Source organism: Georgfuchsia toluolica (genome assembly GCF_907163265.1).
Classification (GTDB): Bacteria; Pseudomonadota; Gammaproteobacteria; order Burkholderiales; family Rhodocyclaceae; genus Georgfuchsia; species Georgfuchsia toluolica.
Window position 1 is genome coordinate 3,001,915 of record NZ_CAJQUM010000001.1, and the last position, 25,617, is coordinate 3,027,531.

The 25,617-nt window shown below is 59.4% G+C and carries 19 protein-coding genes and 4 tRNA genes; 20 read left to right on the forward strand and 3 right to left on the reverse strand.

Annotated elements, in window-relative coordinates; all coding sequences use genetic code 11:
• The first annotated feature begins 182 nt into the window (after positions 1-182).
• The 3 genes from K5E80_RS17230 to K5E80_RS14150 are packed head-to-tail and all read left to right on the forward strand — an operon-like array spanning position 183 to position 3,557.
• The gene (locus K5E80_RS17230) at positions 183-527 is read left to right on the forward strand and encodes a hypothetical protein (protein WP_425514543.1); all 345 of its coding nucleotides are present in this window, start codon (positions 183-185) and stop codon (positions 525-527) included.
• Between the two features lie 22 nt (positions 528-549).
• Positions 550-2,925, forward strand: coding sequence for an NADPH-dependent glutamate synthase (gltA, locus tag K5E80_RS14145; protein WP_220636763.1), 2,376 nt, complete (start codon positions 550-552; stop codon positions 2,923-2,925).
• On the forward strand, positions 2,922-3,557 hold the full coding sequence (locus K5E80_RS14150) for a hypothetical protein (protein WP_220636764.1): 636 nt from the start codon (positions 2,922-2,924) through the stop codon (positions 3,555-3,557). The genes gltA and K5E80_RS14150 overlap by 4 nt, the downstream gene beginning before the upstream one ends.
• 58 nt (positions 3,558-3,615) lie before the next feature.
• On the opposite strand, the gene K5E80_RS14155 is transcribed toward K5E80_RS14150, so the two are convergent.
• Positions 3,616-5,220 (reverse strand): NAD(P)/FAD-dependent oxidoreductase, encoded by a 1,605-nt coding sequence (locus K5E80_RS14155; RefSeq protein WP_220636765.1) that lies wholly within the window; start codon positions 5,218-5,220, stop codon positions 3,616-3,618.
• Between the two features lie 10 nt (positions 5,221-5,230).
• On the reverse strand, positions 5,231-5,749 hold the full coding sequence (locus K5E80_RS14160; RefSeq protein WP_246590996.1) for a PhaM family polyhydroxyalkanoate granule multifunctional regulatory protein: 519 nt from the start codon (positions 5,747-5,749) through the stop codon (positions 5,231-5,233).
• On the opposite strand from K5E80_RS14160, the gene K5E80_RS14165 reads away from it, so the two are divergent.
• Positions 5,720-6,340 (forward strand): response regulator transcription factor, encoded by a 621-nt coding sequence (locus tag K5E80_RS14165; RefSeq protein WP_220636766.1) that lies wholly within the window; start codon positions 5,720-5,722, stop codon positions 6,338-6,340. The genes K5E80_RS14160 and K5E80_RS14165 overlap by 30 nt on opposite strands.
• Here K5E80_RS14165 and K5E80_RS14170 read toward each other — a convergent pair.
• Positions 6,330-8,627, reverse strand: coding sequence for an ATP-binding protein (locus tag K5E80_RS14170; protein WP_220636767.1), 2,298 nt, complete (start codon positions 8,625-8,627; stop codon positions 6,330-6,332). The genes K5E80_RS14165 and K5E80_RS14170 overlap by 11 nt on opposite strands.
• Positions 8,628-8,805: 178 nt before the next feature.
• Between K5E80_RS14170 and K5E80_RS14175 the strand changes: the two genes are divergently transcribed.
• The 16 genes from K5E80_RS14175 (at position 8,806) to fusA (ending at position 25,594) form a co-directional block, all read left to right on the forward strand.
• Positions 8,806-8,890 (forward strand) — tRNA-Tyr (locus tag K5E80_RS14175).
• Between the two features lie 66 nt (positions 8,891-8,956).
• Positions 8,957-9,032: transfer RNA gene (locus K5E80_RS14180), tRNA-Gly, on the forward strand.
• A gap of 33 nt (positions 9,033-9,065) precedes the next feature.
• Positions 9,066-9,140, forward strand: a tRNA-Thr gene (locus tag K5E80_RS14185).
• Positions 9,141-9,223: 83 nt separating this feature from the next.
• Positions 9,224-10,414: an elongation factor Tu gene (gene tuf, locus K5E80_RS14190; RefSeq protein WP_220636768.1), complete on the forward strand. Its 1,191-nt coding sequence runs from the start codon at positions 9,224-9,226 to the stop codon at positions 10,412-10,414.
• A gap of 61 nt (positions 10,415-10,475) precedes the next feature.
• Positions 10,476-10,551: transfer RNA gene (locus tag K5E80_RS14195), tRNA-Trp, on the forward strand.
• Positions 10,552-10,614: 63 nt separating this feature from the next.
• Entirely contained in the window at positions 10,615-10,968 is a 354-nt protein-coding gene (gene secE / locus K5E80_RS14200; RefSeq protein WP_220636769.1) for a preprotein translocase subunit SecE, read from the forward strand.
• Positions 10,965-11,498: a transcription termination/antitermination protein NusG gene (nusG, locus tag K5E80_RS14205; protein WP_220636770.1), complete on the forward strand. Its 534-nt coding sequence runs from the start codon at positions 10,965-10,967 to the stop codon at positions 11,496-11,498. Before secE ends, nusG begins: the two co-directional genes overlap by 4 nt.
• A 95-nt stretch (positions 11,499-11,593) precedes the next feature.
• Positions 11,594-12,025 carry a 50S ribosomal protein L11 gene (gene rplK, locus K5E80_RS14210; protein WP_220636771.1) on the forward strand — a complete coding sequence of 144 codons (432 nt, stop codon included), beginning with the start codon at positions 11,594-11,596 and terminating at the stop codon, positions 12,023-12,025.
• Positions 12,026-12,027: 2 nt separating this feature from the next.
• Positions 12,028-12,732, forward strand: coding sequence for a 50S ribosomal protein L1 (gene rplA, locus K5E80_RS14215; protein ID WP_220636772.1), 705 nt, complete (start codon positions 12,028-12,030; stop codon positions 12,730-12,732).
• A 255-nt stretch (positions 12,733-12,987) separates the two neighbouring features.
• Complete coding sequence (gene rplJ, locus K5E80_RS14220; protein WP_220636773.1) at positions 12,988-13,512, forward strand: 50S ribosomal protein L10; 525 nt, start codon at positions 12,988-12,990, stop codon at positions 13,510-13,512.
• A 55-nt stretch (positions 13,513-13,567) separates the two neighbouring features.
• Positions 13,568-13,945, forward strand: a complete 378-nt coding sequence (gene rplL, locus K5E80_RS14225; RefSeq protein ID WP_220636774.1) for a 50S ribosomal protein L7/L12 — start codon at positions 13,568-13,570, stop codon at positions 13,943-13,945.
• 148 nt (positions 13,946-14,093) lie between these two features.
• Positions 14,094-18,197, forward strand: coding sequence for a DNA-directed RNA polymerase subunit beta (rpoB, locus tag K5E80_RS14230; protein WP_220636775.1), 4,104 nt, complete (start codon positions 14,094-14,096; stop codon positions 18,195-18,197).
• 31 nt (positions 18,198-18,228) lie between these two features.
• Positions 18,229-22,422, forward strand: coding sequence for a DNA-directed RNA polymerase subunit beta' (rpoC, locus tag K5E80_RS14235; protein ID WP_220636776.1), 4,194 nt, complete (start codon positions 18,229-18,231; stop codon positions 22,420-22,422).
• A gap of 90 nt (positions 22,423-22,512) precedes the next feature.
• A complete protein-coding gene (gene rpsL / locus K5E80_RS14240; RefSeq protein WP_220636777.1) occupies positions 22,513-22,890 on the forward strand; it encodes a 30S ribosomal protein S12 in 378 nt (125 codons plus the stop codon).
• Between the two features lie 18 nt (positions 22,891-22,908).
• Entirely contained in the window at positions 22,909-23,379 is a 471-nt protein-coding gene (gene rpsG / locus K5E80_RS14245) for a 30S ribosomal protein S7 (RefSeq protein ID WP_220636778.1), read from the forward strand.
• A gap of 121 nt (positions 23,380-23,500) precedes the next feature.
• A complete protein-coding gene (gene fusA / locus K5E80_RS14250) occupies positions 23,501-25,594 on the forward strand; it encodes an elongation factor G (protein ID WP_220636779.1) in 2,094 nt (697 codons plus the stop codon).
• Positions 25,595-25,617 lie beyond the last annotated feature (23 nt).

A 25,617-nucleotide genomic window follows, 5' to 3' on the forward strand; every position in this document is an offset into this window, starting at 1 on the left:
ATCCGTAGTCATTTTTGGCTGCCAGCGCTGGTGCTTTTCCACGTCGATCTCATGGGCATTCCAATTGACGGAATCATCCAAATAGGCTTCAATCCTTCATTGCTGCTCAATGGAGGCGTCCGAGCGATATTGACGATAAACCGCGAGCGGTTACCGGGCATATGTTTTCGATGCTGAAAAGGATGATCCGTTTGGCAGGGGTAGCAGACGAATTGCTTGATGAACTGACTGTGATCTCCTTCCCGGTAGCGCTACCTTCGGCGCACTCGACAAGCGCCATCTTTACGCTGGTGAGGGCGATATCAACAGCAGCTTGCGGGCATGCCGCCTTTTCCGGGCGGACCATGCGCAGCATCAAGCAGAACCTGTTCTTCGTCCTGATTTACAATGGCGTCGGCGTGCCAGTGGCCGCAGGGGTTCTCCACCCCTTCTTCGGCATACTGCTGTCGCCAATCTTCGCCGCCGCAGCGATGAATCTGTCATCGATTTCGGCAATTACCAGCGCGCTACGATTGCGCCGAGTATAGAGTTAGGGCACAGGGCTATTCCATGTACAAGATCATCCGCCGTGAGACATTTTCCGACTCGACCTTCCTGTGGGAGGTACTGGCACCCGACGTGGCGAACTCGGCGCAACCGGGCCACTTTGTCATGGTGCGCCTGCATGAAGGCAGCGAACGCATACCGCTGACAGTCGCGGATTTCGATCGCAACAGGGGCACCATCACCATGGTGATCCAGTCGCTCGGCAAGACGACGATCGAGATGCGCGACCATTACCAGGAAGGCGACAGCTTTGCCGATTTCGTCGGTCCCCTGGGCATGCCGCAGCATGTGGGCAAGGTCGGACATGTCGTGCTGGTCGGTGGCGGACTCGGCGTGGCGCCGGTGTACCCGCAGTTGCGCGCGTTCAAGGATGCAGGCAATCGCACCACCGGCATCATCGGTTTTCGCAACAAGGATCTGGTGTTCTGGGAGGATCGCTTCAAGGCGTACTGCGACGACCTGATCGTGTGCACCGATGACGGCAGCTACGGCACGCCCGGTTTCGTTACCTCGGCGCTAAAAGAGGTGCTCGAGCGCGACAAGCCGGATCTGGTCATCGCCATCGGCCCGCTGCCGATGATGAATGCTTGCGTCGAGACGACACGACCCTTTGGTGTCAAGACCATGGTCTCGCTCAACGCCATTATGGTCGATGCTACTGGCATGTGCGGTTCCTGCCGCGTCAGTGTCGGCAGCGAGGTCAAGTTTGCTTGTGTCGACGGCCCCGACTTCGACGGCCATCAGGTGGACTTCAGGGAACTGCTGCTGCGGCAGCGCCGCTTCAATGTCGAGGAAGCAAAGGCGAGCGAGGATTACGCCCATGTCTGCAAAGTGGATAAGGTGCTGTTCGAACAGAACAAGCGCAACTACAAGAAGCTCAGCGAACTTGCCCCGCACGCTGTGAAGATGCCGGAGCGTGACGCGCTGGAGCGCTCGCGCAACTTCAAGGAGGTGAATCTGGGCTACAGCATGCACGATGCCCTGGAAGAAGCTGAACGCTGCATCCAGTGCGCCAAGCCGCTTTGCATCGCCGGCTGCCCGGTGTCGATCGATATCCCGCGCTTTATTCGCCATCTGCTGGTGCGCGATGTAGACGGCGCGCTCGGCGCCATCAATGAGTCGAATCTGTTTCCCTCGGTGTGCGGCCGCGTCTGCCCACAGGAATCGCAGTGCGAGGCCCAGTGTATCGTCGGCAAGAACAAGAAGGAGGTGATGGAGCCGGTGGCCATTGGTCGCCTTGAGCGCTTCGTCGGCGACAACGCCCGGACGCCCAAGGCCGTGCCGGCGTGTTTCGAACGCCCACTGGGCAGGGTCGGCGTGGTTGGCTCCGGTCCCTCCGGCCTGGCAGTCGCCGCCGACCTGGCGCGCTACGGTTGCGAGGTCACCGTATTCGAAGCGCTGCACGTGATTGGCGGCGTGCTTCAGTACGGGATCCCGTCTTTCCGCCTGCCGCGCGATATCATCAGCCGCGAGGTCGATAACCTGAAAGGCATGGGCGTCAAGTTCGAGACCAACAAGGTGATCGGCAAGACCTTCTCCATTGCGCAACTCATGGAGGAGATGAGTTACGACGCGGTCTTCATTGGCGCCGGCGCCGGCGCACCGAGTTTTCTCGGCATCCCGGGCGAGTTTGCCGGTCAGGTCTATTCGGCGAACGAATTCCTCACCCGCGTCAACCTGATGGGCGGGGACAGGTTTCCTTATCTCGATACGCCGATCACGCTGGGCCAGAGTGTCGTGGTGATCGGCGCAGGCAACACGGCTATGGACTGCCTGCGTGTGGCCAAACGACTGGGCGCGCCGACTGTGCGCTGCGTCTATCGCCGCTCCGAGGCCGAGGCGCCAGCGCGCATCGAGGAGCTCCGCCACGCCAAGGAGGAAGGCATAGAGTTCTTTTTCCTGCACACACCGGTCGAAATCATTACCGACGATGAGGGCAGCGTGCGTGGCATGAAGGTGCAGAAAATGATGCTGGGCGAACCCGATGAAAAGGGCCGCCGCAAGCCGGTGCCGCTAGACGAATTCGTCGAACTTGAATGTGATACCGTCATTTACGCTCTCGGCACCAAGGCCAATCCGATCGTCACCCAGTCGACACAGGGGCTGGGCCTCAATAAATGGGGCTACATCGTTGCCGACCCGCAGACGCAGGCGACGACCCTGCCCGGGGTATTCGCGGGCGGAGACATTGTCACCGGCGCAGCCACCGTTATCCTTGCCATGGGCGCAGGTCGCCGCGCGGCGAGGGCAATCGGGGCCTATTTGCAGAACGGCAAGCAAAAGTGGCCGGTCACCCAGGAAGATGCCGATGCCTTCGTGCCACCCGTTGCCATGGGCAGCAGCGCGCCGACTACTACACAGAGCGAGAACCCATCATGACCACCTGTCCAAAATGCCACCGTCCTATTGAGGGCGACGAACCCTACATTTGCTGTGCCAACCTCGAACTCAGCTGGAAGTGCGGTACATGTGGCAAGGTGAGCGAGGGGTTTGCCTTTCCTTATGGCATGTGTCCGTATTGCAAGGGCAAGCTGGGAATCCTTGAGCGCGAACCGTTTGACGACCGCAAAAGCATGGACGCCATTCGCGCGGCGTTCGAGATCGAACTCGGCGGCCAAGCCTTCTACAAACGCGCAGCCAGCGAGTCAAAGGATCTGATATTGCGCGAGCTCTTCGGCCGTTTTGCGGCAATGGAGCAGGAGCACATCGAGACATTGTCCAAGCGCTACCACGCGGACCTGCCGCCGCCGGCCGAGGACTTCCAGATTGATCGTTCCGCCATCTTTGCCGGCGTTCAGCGCAAGCCCGATGATCCGGAAAACCTGTTTCGTATTGCCATCGCGCTCGAGGAGCGGGCGGTGAAGTTCTTCAGCGAACAGGGTTCCAACTCGCCCGAGGGATCAGTCGAGCAGGATCTGTACATGGAGCTTGCTGCCGAAGAGCGTGAGCATGTGGCGTTGTTGACAACGGAATGCGAACGCTGGAAGGCAGGCAAAGCCGGCTTGCTGTGAAATTCCCCGGCGCGGCTTGTTTCTGTTGTGCGGGCGGGGTCGCGCAGTTGTTTTATCCTTACTGATTGCAGACCAGATTCAGCGCCACGGCCTCGGCGACCTTGATGCCGTCAACACCGGAAGAAAGAATGCCACCCGCGTAGCCGGCGCCCTCACCGGCGGGGTAGAGGCCTGCGGTGTTGATGCTTTGGAACTCGCCATTGCGCCTGAGGCGCAGCGGCGACGAGGTTCGTGTTTCGACGCCGGTCAGCACCGCGTCTTGCAATGCAAAGCCGCGAATCTGCCTGTCGAATGCGGGCAGGGCTTCGCGGATCGCGGCGACGGCGTAGTCGGGCAGGCAGCGGCTGAGATCGGTCGGGTGCACGCCGGGTTTGTATGACGGAATCACCGCGCCCAACGCAGTCGATGCACGCCCGGCGAGAAAATCGCCGACCCGTTGTACCGGTGCGGCGTAGTTTCCTCCGCCGACTTCAAAGGCACGGCTTTCCCAATGACGCTGGAATTTCATGCCGGCCAGCGGCCCGTCCGGATAGTCCGCGGGCGTGATACCGACCACGATGCCGCTGTTGGCGTTGCGCTCGTTGCGCGAATATTGGCTCATGCCGTTGGTGACTACGCATCCCGCTTCGGAGGTCGCGGCGACTACCGTGCCGCCGGGGCACATGCAGAAGCTGTAGACGGAGCGCCCGTTGGCGCAGTGATGCACCAGCTTGTAATCAGCCGCGCCGAGCAGTGGATGTCCGGCAAAGCTGCCATAGCGGGCACGGTCAATCAGCGACTGCGGATGCTCGATGCGCACGCCGACGGAGAAGGGCTTGGCTTCGATGAATACGCCGCGTGCATGGAGCTTTGCGAAAGTATCGCGTGCGCTGTGGCCGATGGCCAGCACGACATGATTCGTCACCAACCGTTCGCCGCCGGCGAGATGCAAGGCCTGCAACTGGCCATTTTCGATCTCGAAATCGGTCACTTTTTGCTGGAAGCGGATCTCGCCGCCGAGCGACTCAATGGTGGCACGCATGTGCTCGACCATGCCGACCAGACGGAAAGTACCGATGTGCGGCTTGGCGACGTAAAGAATTTCCGCCGGTGCGCCGGCCTTGACAAATTCGGTCAGCACCTTGCGGCCGAGGTAGCGCGGGTCCTTGATCTGGGTGTAGAGCTTGCCGTCGGAGAACGTACCCGCACCGCCTTCGCCGAACTGCACGTTCGACTCGGGATCGAGCTGCCCACGGCGCCACAGGCCCCAGGTATCCTGGGTGCGCTGGCGGACCTGCTTGCCGCGTTCGAGCAGGAGGGGGCGGAAGCCCATTTGTGCCAGCACCAGCGCGGCGAATAATCCGCAGGGTCCGGCGCCGATTATCACGGGCCGGACGAAACTTGTCTTTGGCGCCTGGGTGACGAATCGATATTCCATGTCCGGCGTGCGGCCGACATGCGAATCCCCGTGCAGCCGGGAAAGGATTTCGGCTTCGTTTGTCGCTGCAATGTCGATTGAGTAGTTGAAAACGATGGCGGACTTTTTGCGTGCATCGATGGCGCGGCGAAATATCCGGTAGTACCAATCGGCGACGGGATCAAGACCGAGCCGGTCGGCAATGGCAAGCCTGAGCGCCGCATCGTCATGGTCGAGCGGCAGCCTTACTTCAGTGAGACGCAGCATGGGGAGAGCTTCAGTCCTTCTCTTTCTCGGCGTCAGGTTTTTGTCCGGCGCTTGCGGATGTCGTTGCGGCTGCCTGCTGCAATACATTCCATGGCCATAATGCCGGATTGGCGAATGGATTGCTGGTTGCCGCCGGATCGTTGCCCGGCTCGGGATTTTTCATGGCGTTCAGGGTGTTGCATTGCATCTCCAACCCCTGGATATGCAGTTGCAGCATGTTCAAATTCATTTTCAGCCAGCCCTCAACAGCCTTGAGGTCGGCAATCTTTTTCTCCAATTCATTTACATCGAGCGTCGGCACCACCATTCCTGGAATCGGAATGCCCATATTGCCCCACATCTTGCGCAGAAATTCCACCGGATCAGTCGGGTTCGTCGAGTTCGTCATGGCGGCAGTCCTTCCTGAATAAAAGCAGAAAACAATGTTACCCGTTTTCGTTATCGCCTCCATCCCTGTTTCTGGTTTAGACTGACAGCATATTATCCACGGGAGAGCGGCTTGTTCAAGCTTCTGGTCATTGAAGATCATGCCCTGGTGAGGGAAGGACTGCTGCAAGCGCTACGCGACCTGGAACGGGGCACGCGCCCCCTGGGTGCCAGCGATTCCGAGACGGCATTGGCACAGTTGGAAGCCAATCCTGATATCGAGATGATCGTGCTGGATTTGATGCTGCCCGGCCTTAGCGGCATGTCCCTGCTCGGCGTATTGCGCAAGCGCTATCCCTCGATTCCCGTCGTTGTGTTGTCCGCACTGGAAGATCCGGACACGGTGCAGAATGTCATGCGTCATGGCGCTTCGGGTTTTGTCGGCAAATCCAGCAGCAGCAAGAAATTGATCAATGCCCTGAGAAAAGTGCTGGCGGGCGAGGTATATGTGCCGGAAAGCTACACGATGCTCAAAGAGAACCCGGCACAAGAATCGAAGATTCATCTGACGCCGACCCAGACCCGGGTACTTGAGCTATTAACCGAGGGCTACTCGAACCGCGAGATTGCCGAGTTGCTGGGGGTGACGGTCGGTACCGTGAAGATGCACTTCTTTAATATCTACAAGGTGCTCAACGTCAGTAGCCGGGCCCAGGCGCTAATTGCCGTCAAGAAGCTGAAGGTCAGGTTTTAGAACCCATTTTCCCCGGCAGTACATGCAAAATCAGGGCGCGTAGCCGGGAGGGCTTCACCGGAGCTGCAAGCGTGAAATAGGGACAGCCATGCCACTCCCGATATGATGGTTCGGCACCATCCGTGATACAGATGATGGGAACTTCGCTGGCGGCGCGCAACTTCAGGCTTTGATCGATCTGGTTCATGTAAATTTGATCACACACAATCAGATCAGGCAGGGCATGATCAGGTTGGAGTGCCTGTGCAACTTCGGCTGTCTGGCAGGACAGTACCGAGTAGCCCCAATTTTCCAGCATCAGCGTCAGCTCGATTTGCTGTGTTTCGTTCTCAATGGCAAGCAGAATATAGGCGCTCGATTTTCCTGCGTCGGATAAATCAGGCGTCGTGTCTTCTGCTTTGACGCGCGGAACGAGGATGGTAAATACCGAGCCGGTTCCCGGCCTGCTACGCACGCCGATTTCATGGCCCAGCACGCCGGCGAGCCGGTGCACGATGGCGAGTCCCAGTCCAAGTCCCTTTCTTGGATCGCGTTCGGGATTGCCGACCTGGTAAAACTCCTGAAACAGGAAGGGGAGGTGCCTCTCCTCGATGCCGATTCCGGTGTCCCATATTTCGATACGGACATATTCGCCGCTGCGCCGCGCGCCGACCAGAATGGCCCCTTGCTCGACATAGCGTAGCGCGTTGGATAGCAGATTGGCGATAATGCGGGAAAGATAGTCAGGAGCACTCAATACCCTGAGCGAGGTTTTCCCCACGCTTAAACGCAATTGCCGGCTTTCCACGTCATGCTGGTGCGCTGCCGCGATCCGTTCAAGCAGCGAACCCAGTTCGATTACGCGGATATCGGGCCGCGTGCTGGCGAGATCGATTTTTGAAATATCCAGCAGTGATTCCAGCAGTCCGGACATGTTGCCAATGGCGGCACCCATCTGACCGGCAAGACGGAACTGCACTGGGGTCGTGATGTGTTCATGCAACTGCCCGGAAAATAGCGCGAGGGCATGCAGCGGCTGGCGCAGATCGTGACTTGCCGCGGCGAGAAAGCGCGATTTAGCCGTGCTGGAGCGTTCGGCTTCCTCTTTTTTTTCCCGCAAAGCCTCATGTGCCTTCAGCAACTGCTGGGCATCGCGCTTGCGTTGCGTGATATCGATCCCCAGCATTGCAATCAGGCGCCTGTTGCCGCTGTGTATCGTGAATGTGACAGCCTCTGTCCAGCGCTCCGTTCCATCCGGGGTGACCAGCTTAACTTCAATGCGGGAGGACAGTGCCTCGCCCTGCAGTATGCGTTGGTATTGACGATCAAACTCGTCCTTGTCCTGCGGCACCAGAACGTCGGAAATTCTCATGTGCTCCAGTTCTTCGCGGCTTCGACTGAATAAATCCAGCGCGGTCTGATTGGCAAAAACTATTTTCCAATCGTCGATGATAATCAGGCAGATGCCGGCGTTGGTTTGGGCTTCAAGCAAGGCATTGGCGAAATCGCTTTGCTGTTGCAGTTGTGTATTGCTGCTGATCAATGCTTCCGTGCTGCGCTTCTGCGCCTGCTCCAGGACAGCCGCCATGGTGTTGATGCCCTCTTCGAGCATGCGCAGGGTGCCGGCAGGATGTGGCCGCACCCGTGTGCCAAGCAAACCCTCGCGAATCTTGTTGACCGCGTTTTCCAGCGCAAGCACGGGCTCGGTAATGTCGCGCCCGAGACGGCGGGCGATCAGCCCCGCGATCAGAAGAATGAACAGGGCGGCGCCTACCGTGAAGAGGAGGATTTCCCGCTTGCGGGCGACGAGTTCGTTACGGGACAGTTCAATTGTGATACTGCCCAGCATCAGGTCGGGAGCTGGTGTTGAGGGTTTTACGGAATAGGGGTCGTCAAGCGGCAGAGGGGAAGCAAAAACCTTGTTGTGAAACGAGAGGGTCTTCCTGTTTTTGGTGTCACCATTCCAGCCATTCATCAGAATAGAGGGGGGCGGTGAGGCAAGCGGGGCTCCGACTGCCGCGAGCGGCATGTCGTGTCGATCGTAAATGGTGATCGCGGACACGTCGGGTTCGCGCGCGAGAACCCGTGCCAGGCGATTCAGTTCGGCGACATTTCCCGAGAACAGGCCGTATTGGGTTGCCGCGACCAGTTGGCGCGTCATCGCAAAGCCGCGCTGGCGCAGTGCCGCTTCAACATCGTTATAGCGCAACAAAGTGAAATAGAGCATCAATGCAACCGCAGTGGCAATGACTGGCGCCAACGCGACAAGAAGTACGCGAGTCTCGATTCCCCGTTCTTTAGAACTCATTACTACCCGCACGAACATGCCCTAATAGCCGCACTGGGTCGATTATGGCGATCCAGGCGGCCGGCGATGGGGTGAATTGGGCGCTAATCATTAGCCTATTTGCCTGTGGCCGCAATTGGCAAGGGCTGTCATGTCATTGACACCAATCGGATAGTCAGAGATAATTGACGGTTTCGCTGGAGGGGTTCCCGAGCGGTCAAAGGGATCAGACTGTAAATCTGACGGCTCTGCCTTCGAAGGTTCGAATCCTTCCCCCTCCACCAGGTGTTGCAGAATTGTTTTTGGGTTTCATGGTTCGCGGCTTTTTGCGGGCCGCGAGTTGGGGCGAAGCGGGTGTAGCTCAGTTGGTAGAGCACTTGCCTTCCAAGCAAGATGTCGCGAGTTCGAACCTCGTCGCCCGCTCCAGGACAAGATGTAAGCCCTGAGTGAATAGGTTTTGCCCATGTAGCTCAGTGGTAGAGCACTCCCTTGGTAAGGGAGAGGCCACGTGTTCGATCCACGTCATGGGCACCAGGTTTTATGAGTTTTGTATATGGAATACGGCCGCCAGCAAGGCGTTTTTTGACGGATCAGCAGGTTTTTTGGAGTGACCGACCATGGCAAAAGGTAAATTTGAGCGGACGAAGCCGCACGTGAATGTAGGGACGATTGGGCACGTGGATCATGGCAAGACGACATTGACGGCGGCGATAACCTCGGTGCTGTCGGCGAAGTTTGGCGGAGAAGCCAAGGCCTACGACCAGATTGATGCGGCGCCGGAAGAGAAGGCACGCGGCATCACCATCAACACCGCGCACGTCGAGTACGAGACAGCCAACCGGCACTATGCCCACGTTGACTGTCCGGGCCACGCCGACTACATCAAGAACATGATCACCGGCGCGGCGCAGATGGATGGCGCCATTCTGGTGGTATCGGCCGCAGACGGCCCGATGCCGCAGACGCGCGAACACATCCTGCTCGCGCGCCAGGTCGGCGTACCCTACATCGTCGTCTACATGAACAAGTGCGACATGGTGGACGATGCCGAACTGCTCGAACTGGTTGAAATGGAAGTGCGAGAACTGCTCGACAAATACGACTTCCCCGGCGACGCCACCCCCATCATTCACGGCAGCGCCAAGCTGGCCCTCGAAGGCGACAAGGGTGAACTCGGCGAAGGCTCCATCATCAAGCTGGCCGAAGCCCTCGACAGCTACATCCCGGCCCCGAAGCGCGCCATCGACGGCCCCTTCCTGATGCCGGTGGAAGACGTCTTCTCCATCTCCGGTCGCGGCACTGTCGTTACCGGTCGTGTAGAGCGCGGCATCATCAAGGTGGGTGAAGAAATCGAAATCGTAGGCATCAGCGCCACCCAGAAGACCACCTGCACCGGGGTCGAAATGTTCCGGAAGCTGCTCGACCAGGGCCAGGCCGGCGACAACGTTGGCGTCCTGCTGCGCGGCACCAAGCGCGAAGATGTGCAGCGCGGCCAAGTGCTGGCCAAGCCGGGCAGCATCACCCCGCACACCCACTTCACGGCCGAAGTGTATGTGCTGTCGAAAGATGAAGGCGGTCGTCACACCCCGTTCTTCAACGGTTACCGGCCGCAGTTCTACTTCCGCACCACGGACGTGACGGGCAGCATCGAGCTGCCGGCGGGGACGGAAATGGTGATGCCTGGGGATAATGTCTCGATCACGGTCAAGCTGATCGCCCCGATCGCCATGGAAGAAGGGTTGCGCTTCGCCATCCGCGAGGGCGGCCGCACTGTCGGCGCCGGCGTCGTGGCAAAAGTTATCGAGTAACGGGACTCTGGAGTGTAGCGGGCGGTGCCTTTCGGGGTGCCGCCTTTGTAGTCTCTGCTGCAGGGGTGTAGCTCAATTGGCAGAGCGCCGGTCTCCAAAACCGGAGGTTGGGGGTTCGATGCCCTCCGCCCCTGCCACTTGACGCATGCAATTGGATGCCAGTGATGTCGCTGCTGGCGCTTTTTTGAACGACGGAATTTATGGCTGACAAGATAAAGTTTCTGCTTGCATTGCTGCTGGTCGTCGCTGGCGTCGTCGGGTTCTACCTGCTGGCGGAACAGCCGATGATCCTGCGCGTGCTGTCGGTGTTGGCGGGTGTCAGCGCCGGTGCTGCTGTGGCGTGGTTCACCGAGCCGGGACAACGCTTTTATGTATTCGGCGGCGAAGCGGTTACCGAAACGAAAAAGGTGGTGTGGCCGTCGCGCAAGGAAACGCTGCAAACGACAGGCATCGTCTTTGCTTTCGTGCTGGTGATGGCGATTATGCTCTGGGTGACCGACAAGAGTCTTGAGTGGGTGCTTTACGACCTGGTGCTGGGCTGGAAAAAATTATGACAAAACGCTGGTACGTCGTACACGCCTATTCCGGCTTCGAGAAATCGGTGCAACGCGCACTGGTGGAGAGGATCGCCCGCGCCGGCATGGGAGACAAGTTCGGCCGCATTCTGGTGCCGGTCGAGGAAGTAGTCGAGATGAAGGGCGGCCAGAAGAGCATTTCGGAGCGCAAGTTCTTCCCCGGTTATGTGCTGGTCGAGATGGACATGGACGACGACTCCTGGCATTTGGTCAAGAGCACGTCAAAGGTCACGGGGTTTGTCGGCGGTACCGCCAACAAACCGACGCCGATTTCCGAAAAGGAAGTCGAGAAGATCATGCAGCAGATGCAGGAGGGCGTGGAAAAACCGCGTCCCAAGGTGTTGTTCGAAACTGGCGAAATGGTCCGCGTCAAGGATGGTCCATTCACCGATTTCACCGGCACTGTTGAGGAAGTGAACTACGAGAAAAGCCGTTTGCGCGTGGCGGTGACCATTTTTGGTCGGGCAACGCCGGTGGAACTGGAGTTCTCGCAAGTCGAAAAAAGTTAGCGGCAAGGGTTTACCCGGAACCCTGATCCGGGCAGAGGAGCGCAAGTAACCGCAAGACGAAAGCGCGCTACGACTCACTGAAACAGGAGCCAATCATGGCAAAGAAGATCATCGGCTACATCAAGCTGCAAGTGCCGGCGGGCAAGGCGAATCCCTCGCCCCCGATTGGTCCCGCGCTGGGCCAGCGCGGCCTCAACATCATGGAATTTTGCAAGGCGTTTAACGCCCAGACCCAGGCTCTGGAGCCAGGCCTGCCGATTCCCGTGGTGATCACCGCCTTCGCCGACAAGTCCTTCACTTTCGTGATGAAGACGCCGCCGGCGACGATTCTGATCAAGAAGGCCGCGGGCATCCAGAAGGGTTCCCCCAAGCCGCATACCGACAAGGTAGGCAAGATCACCCGCGCGCAAGCCGAGGAAATCGCCAAGACCAAGATGAAGGATCTCACTGCCGCCGATCTTGACGCCGCTGTGCGCACGATTGCCGGATCTGCCCGCAGCATAGGCATCACTGTGGAGGGTCTGTGATCATGGCCAAACTTTCCAAACGTGGCCAGGCCGTGCACGCCAAGATTGACCGCAACAAGGTCTACCCGCTGGCAGATGCGCTGGCGCTGGTGAAGGAAGGCGCTACCGCCAAGTTCGATGAGTCGATCGACATCGCCGTCAATCTCGGTATCGACGCCAAGAAGTCCGACCAAGTGGTGCGCGGTTCCGTTGTGCTGCCCGCCGGTACCGGCAAGACCGTTCGCGTCGCCGTGTTTGCCCAGGGCGACAAGGCCCAGGCTGCCAGAGACGCGGGCGCCGACATCGTCGGCTTTGATGACCTGGCTGCCGAAGTCAAGGGCGGCCGCATGGATTTCGACGTGGTCATCGCCACGCCCGATGCGATGAAAGTGGTCGGCGCGCTCGGCCAGGTGCTCGGTCCGCGCGGTCTGATGCCGAACCCGAAGGTCGGCACCGTCACGCCCGACGTGGTCACCGCCGTCAAGAATGCCAAGGCCGGCCAGGTCCAGTACCGCGCCGACAAGGCCGGCATCGTTCATTGCACCCTCGGTCGCGCTTCTTTCAGCGTCGAGGCCCTGCAGCAGAACATGGCCGCGCTGCTGGAAGCGCTGCAAAAGGCCAAGCCCGCGACATCCAAGGGCCAGTACCTGAAGAAGATTTCGCTGTCTTCGACCATGGGTGCCGGCGTGCGCGTCGATCAGGCCGGCGGCAGCAGCCAGCAGGCATAGAAAAGGAATTTGGATTCTCGCTCAGTTGGCATAGGGGCGGGGACAGAACTTTGGGCCGTCGCATTGCCAAGTTTGGGATGCGGCGGGTTGTCAAAGACCGTAGGTGTCCGAAAAGTTCGGGCTTAATGGCAGTTTTGCCTACGCAGATGGCGTTCCCGCAGACAGGATTTGTGGTTCCTGAATGAAGGTCGCCGTATCGGTTCCGGAAGCAATGCAGTAGCAGCCGGATCGCTGTTTCATTTTTAGGAGTTGACCTTGGGTCTCAATCTTGATGACAAGAAAGCGGTTGTCGCCGAAGTATCCGCGCAGGTAGCGGGCGCCCAGTCGATCATCGTCGCCGAGTACCGTGGTCTTGAAGTGGGCGATATCACCGTGCTGCGCGCGCAAGCGCGCAAGAGCGGCGTATATCTTCGTGTGCTGAAAAATACCCTCGCCCGTCGCGCCATTACCGGCACGCCGTTCGAAGGCCTCTCCGACAAGCTGGTCGGTCCGCTCATCTATGGCATTTCTGCCGATCCGGTGGCGGCCGCGAAGACCTTGAACGAGTTCGCCAAGGGGAATGACAAGCTCGTCATCAAGGCAGGTGCCATGCCCAATCACGTCATGGACGTGAATGGTGTCAAGGCGCTGGCCTCGCTGCCGAGCCGTGAAGAGCTGCTGTCCAAGCTGCTCGGCACCATGCAGGCACCGATTGCCCAGTTCGTTCGCACCCTCAACGAAGTCCCGACCAAGCTGGTCCGAGGCCTTGCTGCCGTGCGCGATGCGAAACAAGCCGCGTAAATCTCACGACGTACCGCACTACTTAAATCTATTCAACATTCAGGAGTTATGAATCATGGCTGTTAGCAAAGACGAAATCATCGAAGCGATCGCGAACCTGACGGTTCTCGATCTGTCGCAACTGATCAAGGATCTGGAAGAGAAGTTCGGCGTGTCGGCTGCTGCTGCTGCGGTTGCCGTTGCTGCCCCCGCTGCTGCTGCTGCCGCCGCTGTGGAAGAAAAGACTGAATTCACCGTGGTCCTCCTCGCTGCCGGCGAAAAGAAGGTCGAAGTGATCAAGGTCGTCCGTGCCGCAACCAGCCTCGGCTTGAAGGAAGCCAAGGATCTGGTGGATGGCGCACCGAAGCCCGTCAAGGAAGGCATCGCCAAGGCCGACGCCGAGGCGCTCAAGAAGCAACTCGAAGATGCCGGCGCCAAGGTCGAACTCAAGTAATTTGTCGTGTTCAGGACTGGCGGCGGTTTCGCCGTCAGTCCATTTTTCGCTTTGCCGGAAGCAGATGACAGTGATCAGAAGCGGCCCGCCAGCTGCAGTATTCCCTGATTCCTGTCACCTGATTCCTGTCCTCTGACGTGGAGCAACCATGACGTATTCGTACACCGAGAAGAAACGTATTCGCAAGAGCTTTGCCAAGCGCGCCAACGTGCTGGATGTGCCATTCCTGCTGGCCACCCAGCTCGATTCCTATACGGAATTCCTGCAAGCCGAGGTGCTGCCGTCGACGCGCCGCAACCAGGGTTTGCAGGCCGCATTTACGTCGATCTTCCCGATCGTTGCCCACTCCGGCAATGCCCGTCTTGAGTTCGTCGAGTTTCGTCTCGGCGAGCCGGCCTTCGACGTCAAGGAATGTCAGCAACGCGGCCTGACCTTCGCCAGTCCCTTGCGTGCCAAAGTGCGCCTGATCATTCTTGACCGCGAGTCGTCGGTGGAAAAGATCAAGGAAGTGAAGGAACAGGAAGTCTATATGGGCGAGATTCCGCTCATGACCACCACAGGTTCTTTCGTCATCAACGGCACCGAACGCGTCATCGTGTCGCAGTTGCACCGCTCGCCGGGCGTCTTCTTCGAGCATGACCGCGGCAAGACCCACAGCTCCGGCAAGCTGCTGTTCTCGGCGCGCATCATTCCCTATCGCGGCTCCTGGCTCGATTTCGAGTTTGATCCGAAGGACATCCTCTATTTCCGTATCGACCGTCGGCGCAAGATGCCGGTGACGATTCTGCTCAAGGCCATCGGCCTCACGGCGGAACAGATCCTCGCCACCTTCTTCGAGTTCGACAACTTCCATCTTTCCAAGAAAGGTATCCAGTTCGAACTGGTACCCGAACGCCTGCGCGGCGAAATCGCCCGCTTCGATTTTACCGACAAGGCCGGCAAGGTCATCGTCCCCAAGGACAAGCGCATTACCGCCAGGCATATCCGCGACCTCGCCGAAGCCGGCATCCGGAAAATCGCCGTACCGGATGATTTCATCCTCGGCCGCGTAATTGCGCAGAACGTGGTCGATGGCGAGACCGGCGAGATCCTCGCCAACGCCAATGAAGAAATCACCGAATCCCTGCTGGCCAAGCTGCAGGAATCCGGCATTGAAGACATCAGGACGCTGTACATCAACGATCTCGATCGCGGTCCCTATATCTCTTCGACGTTGCGGGCCGACGAAACCGCCGACCAGTGGGCGGCACGCGTCGCCATCTACCGCATGATGCGTCCAGGCGAACCGCCCACCGAAGATGCCGTCGAGTCGCTGTTCGGCGGCCTGTTCTATTCTCCTGAGCGCTACGACCTGTCGGCCGTGGGGCGCATGAAATTCAACCGCCGCGTCGGCCGTGAAGCTACCGAAGGCTCAAGCACCTTGTCGAACGACGACATCATCGATGTCATTCGCATCCTGGTCGAACTGCGCAACGGGCATGGCGAGATCGACGACATCGACCACCTCGGCAACCGCCGCGTGCGTTCGGTGGGCGAACTGGCGGAAAACCAGTTCCGCGCCGGCCTCGTCCGCGTCGAGCGTGCCGTCAAGGAACGCCTCAATCAGGCCGAGTCCGACAACCTGATGCCACATGACCTGATCAATGCCAAGCCGATCTCGGCTGCGATCAAGGAGTTCTTCGGCTCCAGCCAGTTGTCGCAGTTCATGGATCAGACCAACCCGCTGTCCGAGATCACGCACAAGCGCCGCGTCTCGGCGCTCGGCCCGGGCGGCCTGACGCGCGAACGCGCCGGTTTCGAGGTGCGTGACGTGCATCCCACGCACTACGGTCGTGTCTGCCCGATCGAAACACCGGAAGGTCCGAATATCGGCCTCATCAATTCGCTCGCGCTGTACGCGCGCACCAACCACTACGGTTTCATGGAAACGCCGTACCGCAAGGTGGAGGATAGCCACGTTACCGACCAGATCGAATATCTGTCGGCAATCGAAGAAGGCAACTTTGTTATCGCCCAGGCCAATGCCGAACTCGACAAGAAAGGCAAGCTGACCGATGAACTGGTGTCCTGCCGCCGCAAGGGCGAATTCGAGTTGAAGGAACCGGTCGAAGTGCAATACATGGACGTGGCGCCGGGCCAGATCGTCTCCGTCGCCGCTTCGCTGATTCCCTTCCTTGAGCACGATGACGCCAACCGTGCCTTGATGGGCGCCAACATGCAACGTCAGGCGGTGCCCTGCCTGCGTCCGGAAAAGGCGCTGGTCGGCACCGGCATCGAGCGGACCGTGGCGGTCGACTCGGGTACCGCAGTGCAGGCCCTGCGCGGCGGCATGGTCGATTACATCGATGCCACGCGCATCGTGGTGCGCGTCAATGACGCGGAAACCGTACCCGGCGAAGTCGGCGTCGACATCTACAACCTGATCAAGTACACACGCTCCAACCAGAGCACCGACATCAACCAGCGTCCCATCGTCAAGGTCGGCGACATCATCGCCAAGGGCGACGTGGTGGCCGACGGCGCCTCCACCGACCTCGGTGAACTGGCGCTGGGGCAAAACATGCTGGTTGCCTTCATGCCGTGGAACGGTTACAACTTCGAAGACTCGATCCTGATCTCGGAACGCGTCGTCGCGGAAGACCGCTTCACGTCGATCCACATCGAGGAGCTCACCGTGGTCGCCCGCGATACCAAGCTCGGCGCCGAGGAAATCACGCGCGACATCGCCACCTTGGGCGAACTGCAACTCAATCGCCTCGATGAATCCGGCATTGTCTATATCGGCGCCGAAGTCGAGGCCGGCGACGTGCTGGTGGGCAAGGTGACCCCGAAAGGGGAAACCCAGCTCACGCCGGAAGAAAAGCTGCTGCGTGCCATCTTCGGCGAGAAGGCTTCCGATGTGAAGGATACCTCGCTGCGCGTCCCCTCGGGAATGACCGGTACCGTCATCGACGTACAAGTGTTTACGCGTGAAGGCATCGAACGCGACAAGCGTGCCGCATCGATCATCGATGACATGCTGAAGGGATACAAGCAGGATCTGGCCGACCAGATGCGCATCGTCGAACGCGACACCTTTGCCCGTATCGAAAAGCTGCTCACCAACAAGGTTGCCGTCAAGGGACCGAAGAAGCTGGCCAAGGGCACCAAGATCACCAAGGCCTATCTGGAGTCGATCGAGCGCTATCACTGGTTCGACATCAGCCTGGAGAAGGAAGATGCGCAACAGCAACTCGAAAGCCTGCGCGATAGCCTGGAGCAGACGCGCAAGGATTTCGATGTCGCTTTCGAGGCCAAAAAGAAGAAGCTCACCCAGGGCGACGAACTGCCGCCCGGCGTGCAGAAGATGGTCAAGGTTCACCTTGCCGTCAAGCGTCGTCTGCAGCCCGGCGACAAGATGGCCGGCCGCCACGGCAACAAGGGGGTCGTGTCGAAGATCGTCCCGATCGAGGACATGCCGCACATGGAAGACGGCACCCCGGTCGACATCGTGCTCAATCCGCTTGGCGTGCCGTCGCGGATGAACATTGGCCAGATTCTCGAAACCCACCTCGGCTGGGCCGCCAAGGGTCTTGGCAACCGTATCGGCGAGCTGGCGCGACACCATGCGGCGACGGCCGAGATTCGCAAGGTGCTGAACAGGACCTACAACACCGCCGGGCGCAATGTCGACATCGACAGCCTTAATGATGTGGAAGTGGTTGAGCTTGCCGGCAATCTTTCCGGCGGCGTGCCGTTCGCGACGCCAGTGTTCGATGGCGCCAAGGAAGAGGAAATCCAGGCCATGCTCGATCTGGCTTATCCGGACGAGGTGGCGAAGAAGCTGCGCCTTACCTCGAATAAAACCCAGGCCGTACTTTATGACGGACGCACCGGTGAAGCCTTCGAACGCCCGGTCACCATCGGCTACATGCATGTGTTGAAGCTGCATCATCTGGTCGACGACAAGATGCACGCGCGTTCCACCGGGCCTTACAGTCTGGTCACGCAGCAGCCGCTGGGCGGCAAGGCGCAATTCGGCGGTCAGCGCTTCGGCGAAATGGAAGTGTGGGCGCTCGAAGCCTACGGCGCTTCCTACGTGTTGCAGGAGATGCTCACGGTCAAGTCGGACGACGTCAATGGCCGTACCAAGGTGTACGAAAGCATCGTCAAGGGCGAACACAAAATCGATGCCGGCATGCCCGAATCGTTCAACGTGCTGGTGAAGGAAATTCGCTCGCTCGCGATCGACATCGATCTCGAACGTTATTGATCCGCTCTCGACCCGCGACAGGAGTTAAACCATGAAAGCACTGCTCGATCTATTCAAGCAAGTAACGCAGGAAGAGGAATTCGACGCGATCACCATCGGTCTCGCGTCGCCGGAGAAGATCCGGTCCTGGTCCTACGGCGAAGTGAAGAAGCCGGAAACCATCAACTACCGTACTTTCAAGCCGGAGCGCGACGGCCTGTTCTGCGCCAAGATATTCGGCCCGGTCAAGGACTACGAATGTCTGTGCGGCAAGTACAAGCGCCTCAAGCATCGCGGCGTGATTTGCGAGAAGTGCGGCGTCGAAGTGACCCAGGCCAAGGTGCGCCGCGAGCGCATGGCGCACATCGAGCTGGCCAGTCCGGTCGCCCACATCTGGTTCCTGAAGAGCCTGCCCAGCCGCCTCGGCATGGTGCTCGACATGACCTTGCGCGACATCGAGCGCGTGCTCTACTTCGAAGCCTTCGTTGTCTGCGATCCCGGCATGACGCCGCTCAACCGCGCTCAGCTGCTGACCGAAGATGATTATCTCGCCAAGGTCGAAGAGTACGGCGACGATTTCACCGCGCTGATGGGCGCCGAAGGCGTGCGCGAACTGCTGCGCACCATCGACATCGCGCACGAAATCGAAACCCTGCGCCATGAACTCGAAACCACCGGTTCCGAGGCCAAGATCAAGAAATATGCAAAACGGCTGAAAATTCTGGAAGGCTTCCAGCATTCCGGGATCAAGCCGGAATGGATGGTTCTGGAAGTGCTGCCGGTGCTGCCGCCCGATCTGCGACCCCTGGTGCCACTGGATGGCGGCCGCTTTGCCACGTCGGACCTGAATGATCTCTACCGCCGTGTCATCAACCGCAACAACCGCCTGAAGCGCCTGCTCGAACTGAAGGCGCCGGACATCATCGTGCGCAATGAAAAGCGCATGTTGCAGGAGTCGGTTGATTCGCTGCTCGACAACGGCCGCCGCGGCAAGGCCATGACCGGCGCCAACAAGCGCCCCCTGAAATCGCTGGCCGACATGATCAAGGGCAAGAGCGGGCGTTTCCGTCAGAACCTGCTCGGCAAGCGCGTCGACTACTCGGGCCGTTCGGTCATCGTGGTTGGCCCGCAGCTCAAGCTGCACCAGTGCGGTCTGCCGAAGAAAATGGCACTCGAACTGTTCAAGCCCTTCATCTTCGAACGTCTGGAGAAGATGGGTATCGCCAGCACCATCAAGGCGGCGAAAAAGGAAGTCGAAGCCGAAACGCCGGTGGTCTGGGACATTCTCGAGGAAGTTATCCGCGAACATCCGGTGATGCTCAACCGCGCCCCGACGCTGCACCGGCTCGGCATCCAGGCCTTTGAACCGATGCTGATCGAAGGCAAGGCGATCCAGCTGCATCCGCTGGTGTGTACTGCATTCAACGCCGACTTCGACGGCGACCAGATGGCTGTCCATGTGCCGTTGTCGCTCGAAGCGCAGATGGAAGCGCGTACCCTGATGCTGGCTTCCAACAATGTGCTGTCGCCCGCGAATGGGCAGCCGATCATCGTTCCCTCGCAGGACGTGGTGTTGGGCCTGTATTACGCCACGCGCGAAAACGCCGCGGCCAAGGGTACCGGCGCGATGTTCACTGACGTTGCGGAAATCAACCGTGCCGTGGATCTGCGCGAGCTGGATTTGCATGCCCGCGTGACAGTGCGCATTCGCGAATACGATAACGTGGGCGAAGACCAATGGCGCGAAAAATATGTTCGCCACACGACCACTGCCGGTCGCGCCATCCTGTCCGAAATCCTGCCGAAGGGACTCCCCTTCAAGGCGATCGACCGGACATTGAAGAAAAAGGAAATTTCCAAACTCATCGACGAGAGTTTCCGCCGTTGCGGCCTCAAGGACACCGTGGTGTTCGCCGACAAGCTGATGCAGTCAGGTTTCCGCCTGGCCACACGCGCCGGCATTTCGATCTGTGTCGGCGACATGCTGGTGCCGCCGCAGAAACAATCCCTGATCGAGGCCGCCGAAACCGAAGTCAAGGAAATCGAGAAGCAATACACCTCCGGCCTCGTCACTGTCGGCGAGCGCTACAACAAGGTGGTCGACATCTGGGGCCGTGCCGGCGACCAGGTGGCGAAGGCGATGATGGATCAGCTCTCGCACCAGGAAGTCAAGAACAGGGAGGGCAAGCAGGTCAAGCAGGAGTCGTTCAACTCGATCTACATGATGGCCGACTCCGGCGCGCGCGGTTCGGCGGCCCAGATTCGCCAGCTGGCCGGCATGCGCGGCCTGATGGCGAAGCCCGACGGCTCGATCATCGAAGTGCCGATCACCACCAACTTCCGCGAAGGGCTCAACGTCCAGCAGTACTTCATCTCGACGCACGGCGCGCGCAAGGGCTTGGCCGATACGGCCTTGAAGACGGCGAATTCGGGCTACCTCACGCGGCGCCTGGTCGATGTGACGCAGGATCTGGTCGTCACCGAAGACGACTGCGGCACGCAAAACGGGTTTGTCATGCGTGCCCTGGTCGAAGGCGGCGAAGTCATCGAGCCGCTGCGCGAACGCATCCTCGGCCGCGTCACGGTCGCGGATATTGTGAACGCCGAGACGCAGGAAGTGATTTACGAAGCCGGCGCCTTGCTCGACGAAGACGCGGTGGACAACATCGAAGCGCTCAGCATCGACGAAGTGCGCGTCCGTACGCCGCTGTTCTGCGATACGCGTTACGGCCTCTGTGCCAAGTGCTACGGGCGCGACCTGGGCCGTGGTTCATTGGTGAACTCCGGCGAAGCGGTGGGCGTCATCGCCGCGCAATCGATCGGCGAACCCGGTACGCAGCTCACCATGCGCACCTTCCACGTCGGCGGCGCGGCCTCGCGTTCTGCCGCGCAGAGCCAGGCCGAGGCCAAGAGCGCCGGCAAGGTGGGCCTTACCGCTGCCATGCGTTACGTCACCAGCCCCAAGGGCGAGAAGGTGGTCATCTCGCGTTCCGGCGAATTGATTGTCATCGACGATAACGGCCGCGAGCGCGAGCGCCACAAGATACCCTATGGCGCAACGCTGCTGCTTGATGAAGGCGCACCGATCAAGGCCGGCACCGTGCTTGCCACCTGGGATCCGCATACCCGCCCGATCGTGACCGAATACGCCGGTACGGTGAAATTCGAACACGTCGAGGAAGGCATTACCGTCGCCAAGCAGATCGATGAAGTCACAGGTCTGTCTACCCTGGTGGTGATCGACTCCAAGCGCGGCAGCAAGACGCAGGCCAAAGGATTGCGGCCGCAGGTCAAGCTGCTCGACGAGAACGGTCAGGAAGTCCGGATTCATGGCACCGATCATGTGGTGACCATCGCCTTTCAGGTCGGTTCGCTGATCACCGTGAAGAGCGGCCAGCAGGTGTCGGTCGGCGAAATCCTTGCCCGTATTCCGCAGGAATCGGCGAAGACGCGCGACATCACCGGTGGCCTGCCGCGCGTGACGGAACTCTTTGAAGCCCGCCTGCCCAAGGATGCCGGTCAGTTGGCCGAAGTGACCGGTACCGTGTCGTTTGGCAAGGACACCAAGGGCAAGCAGCGTCTGGTCATCACCGAGCCCGACGGCGCCGCGCATGAATACCTGATTTCCAAGGACAAGCACGTCATGGCCCACGATGGTCAGGTGGTGAACAAGGGCGAAGTCATCGTGGATGGCCCTCCCGATCCGCATGACATCCTGCGCCTCAAGGGCGTCGAGGAGCTGGCGCGCCACATCATCGACGAAGTGCAGGACGTGTACCGTTTGCAGGGCGTCAAGATTAATGACAAGCACATTGAGGTGATCGTGCGCCAGATGCTGCGCCGCGTCCTCGTCGTTGATCCGGGCGAATCGCGTTTCATCCGCGAGGAACAGGTCGAACGTTCCGATCTGCTTGATGAAAACGACAAATTGATTGCAGCGGGCAAACGCCCGGCCGAGTTCCAGTACATGCTGCTGGGCATCACCAAGGCTTCGCTGTCGACCGATTCCTTCATCTCCGCCGCTTCGTTCCAGGAAACCACGCGCGTCCTTACCGAGGCCGCGATCATGGGCAAGCGCGACGAACTGCGTGGTCTCAAGGAAAACGTCATTGTCGGCCGTCTCATCCCGGCTGGTACCGGTCTTGCCTACCACCGCGCGCGCAAGGCGCAAGCGGCGGCGGAAGCGGCCGGCGCGAACGATTTCGGCGGGGAAGAAAATCTCGCGGAAGGGACGCAGGCAGCTTGACGCTGCCGGGCGACGTCAATATAATCCGGCCCTCTTTGCCTCCCGGCAGGGGCCGCCGTTAGCAGTCTTTCAGGTTCTGGAATACATTAAATGCCAACCATCAGTCAACTCATCCGCAAGCCACGCCAGGCACCGCAGAGCAAGAGCAAGGTGCCCGCGCTCGGCAACAGCCCTGCCAAGCGTGGTGTCTGTACCCGCGTTTACACCACGACACCGAAGAAGCCGAATTCGGCGCTGCGTAAGGTCGCCAAGGTGCGCCTTACCAACGGTTTCGAGGTTATCTCCTACATCGGCGGCGAAGGCCACAACTTGCAGGAGCACTCGGTGGTGCTGATTCGCGGCGGCCGGGTCAAGGACTTGCCGGGTGTTCGCTACCACATTGTTCGCGGCAGCCTCGACACGCAAGGCGTCAAGGATCGCAAGCAGTCCCGCTCGAAGTACGGCGCCAAGCGTCCGAAAGCAGCATAAGTACAACAGGAGTCGTTCATGCCACGCCGCAGAGAAGTTCCCAAGCGCGACATTCTTCCGGATCCCAAGTTCGGTAGCGTCGACGTTTCAAAATTTGTCAATGTACTCATGACTGCTGGCAAGAAGTCAGTCGCCGAGCGCATCATTTACGGTGCTTTCGAGCAAATCAAAACCAAGAGCGGCAAAGATCCGCTGGAGGTGTTCGGTCTTGCGATCAGCAACGTCAAGCCGATGGTCGAAGTAAAAAGCCGTCGCGTTGGCGGTGCCAACTACCAAGTGCCGGTTGAGGTTCGCCCCTCGCGTCGCATGGCGCTGTCGATGCGCTGGCTGCGCGAAGCAGCGAGAAAACGCAGCGAGAAATCAATGGGGCAGCGTCTTGCCAACGAGTTGCTCGAAGCGTCCGAAGGCCGCGGCGCGGCAATGAAGAAGCGCGAGGAAGTGCATCGTATGGCGGAAGCCAACAAGGCATTCTCTCACTTCAGGTTCTGATGCGAGTTTGATTTATGTGCGTCGTTTCGTTCGCGAAACGACATCGTTTCCTTCGCCGCCTTGGTATCCCGTTGCAAATGGGGACCACGGCGGTTTGACTTAAGAATGGCAGGTTATTCAAGTGGCCCGTAAGACACCCATCGAGCGCTACCGTAATATCGGTATTTCCGCGCACATTGACGCCGGCAAAACGACAACGACCGAGCGCATCCTGTTTTACACCGGCGTAAATCACAAGATCGGCGAGGTGCATGACGGCGCTGCGACCATGGACTGGATGGAGCAGGAGCAGGAGCGTGGAATCACCATTACCTCGGCGGCAACCACTTGTTTCTGGAAGGGGATGGCCAACAACTTTTCCGAGCATCGCATTAATATTATCGATACTCCGGGACACGTCGACTTCACCATCGAAGTCGAGCGTTCGATGCGCGTGCTCGACGGTGCCTGCATGGTGTATTGCGCCGTAGGTGGCGTGCAGCCACAGTCAGAGACCGTCTGGCGCCAGGCCACCAAGTACAAAGTGCCACGTTTGGCCTTCGTCAACAAGATGGATCGTCAAGGCGCAGACTTTTTCAAAGTGCATGACCAGATGCGCGCACGCCTCAAGGCCAACCCGATTCCGCTGCAGATTCCGATCGGCGCGGAAGAGAAGTTCGCCGGTGTGGTCGACCTCATCAAGATGAAGTCCATCATCTGGGACGAGGCCTCGCAGGGCATCAAGTTCGAGTACGGCGAGGTTCCGACCGAACTTCAGGCCAAGGCCGAAGAATGGCGCGAGAAGATGATCGAGGCCGCCGCTGAGGCCAATGAAGATCTGATGAACAAGTACCTCGAATCAGGTGATCTGAGCGAAGAGGAAATCAAGCTCGGTCTGCGCACGCGCACCATCAATGCCGAAATCGTACCCATGCTGTGCGGCTCCGCGTTCAAGAACAAGGGCGTGCAGGCGATGCTGGACGCGGTGGTTGAATTCCTGCCGGCGCCGACCGACATTCCGCCGGTCAAGGGCGTTCTCGAAAATGAAACCGAGGGGTCGCGTACGGCTTCGGACAGCGAGCCATTCGCCGCGCTGGCGTTCAAGATCATGACCGACCCCTTTGTCGGCCAGCTGACCTTTTTCCGCGTGTACTCGGGTGTAATCAAGACCGGTGACACCGTCTATAACCCCATCAAGGGACGCAAGGAGCGTCTTGGCCGCATTCTGCAGATGCACGCCAACCAACGCGAGGAAATCAAGGAAGTGTTCGCGGGCGATATCGCTGCTGCGGTCGGGCTCAAGGAAGCCACTACTGGTGAAACTTTGTGCGACCCGGCCAAAGTCATTACGCTGGAACGCATGATTTTCCCCGAGCCGGTGATTCACGTTGCCGTTGAGCCGAAGACCAAGGCTGACCAGGAAAAGATGGGCATTGCCCTGAATCGCCTGGCGCAGGAAGACCCCTCGTTCCGTGTGCGCACCGATGAAGAATCCGGTCAGACCATTATCTCCGGTATGGGCGAGTTGCACCTGGAAATTCTGGTGGATCGCATGAAGCGCGAATTCAGCGTCGACGCCAATGTTGGTGCCCCGCAGGTGGCCTATCGCGAAGCGATCCGCAAGGCAGTCGAGCAGGAAGGCAAGTTCATCAAACAGTCTGGCGGCCGCGGTCAGTATGGCCACGTCTGGATCAAGCTGGAACCAAACGAAACCGGCAAGGGCTTCGAGTTTGTTGATGCCATCAAGGGCGGCACGGTGCCGCGCGAATTCATTCCGGCGGTGGAAAAAGGCCTTATCGATACGCTGCCTAACGGCGTGCTGGCCGGCTTCCCGGTGGTGGACGTGAAGGTCACGCTGTTCGACGGTTCCTATCATGATGTCGACTCGAACGAAAATGCGTTCAAGATGGCCGCCTCGATGGCTTTCAAGGATGCCATGCGCAAGGCCAGCCCGGTGTTGCTGGAGCCGATGATGGCGGTCGAAGTCGAAACGCCGGAAGACTACATGGGCAACGTCATGGGCGACCTGTCGAGCCGGCGCGGCATTGTGCAGGGCATGGAAGACCAGGTCGGTGGCATCAAGCTGATCAAGGCCGAAGTGCCGCTCGCCGAAATGTTTGGTTATTCGACGACGCTGCGTTCGCTGTCGCAGGGCCGCGCTACCTATACCATGGAATTCAAGCATTACTCCGAGGCGCCGAAGAATGTCGCCGAGGCCATCATCAACAAGAAGTAACCGTTCTTTAGAGGAATCCAAAA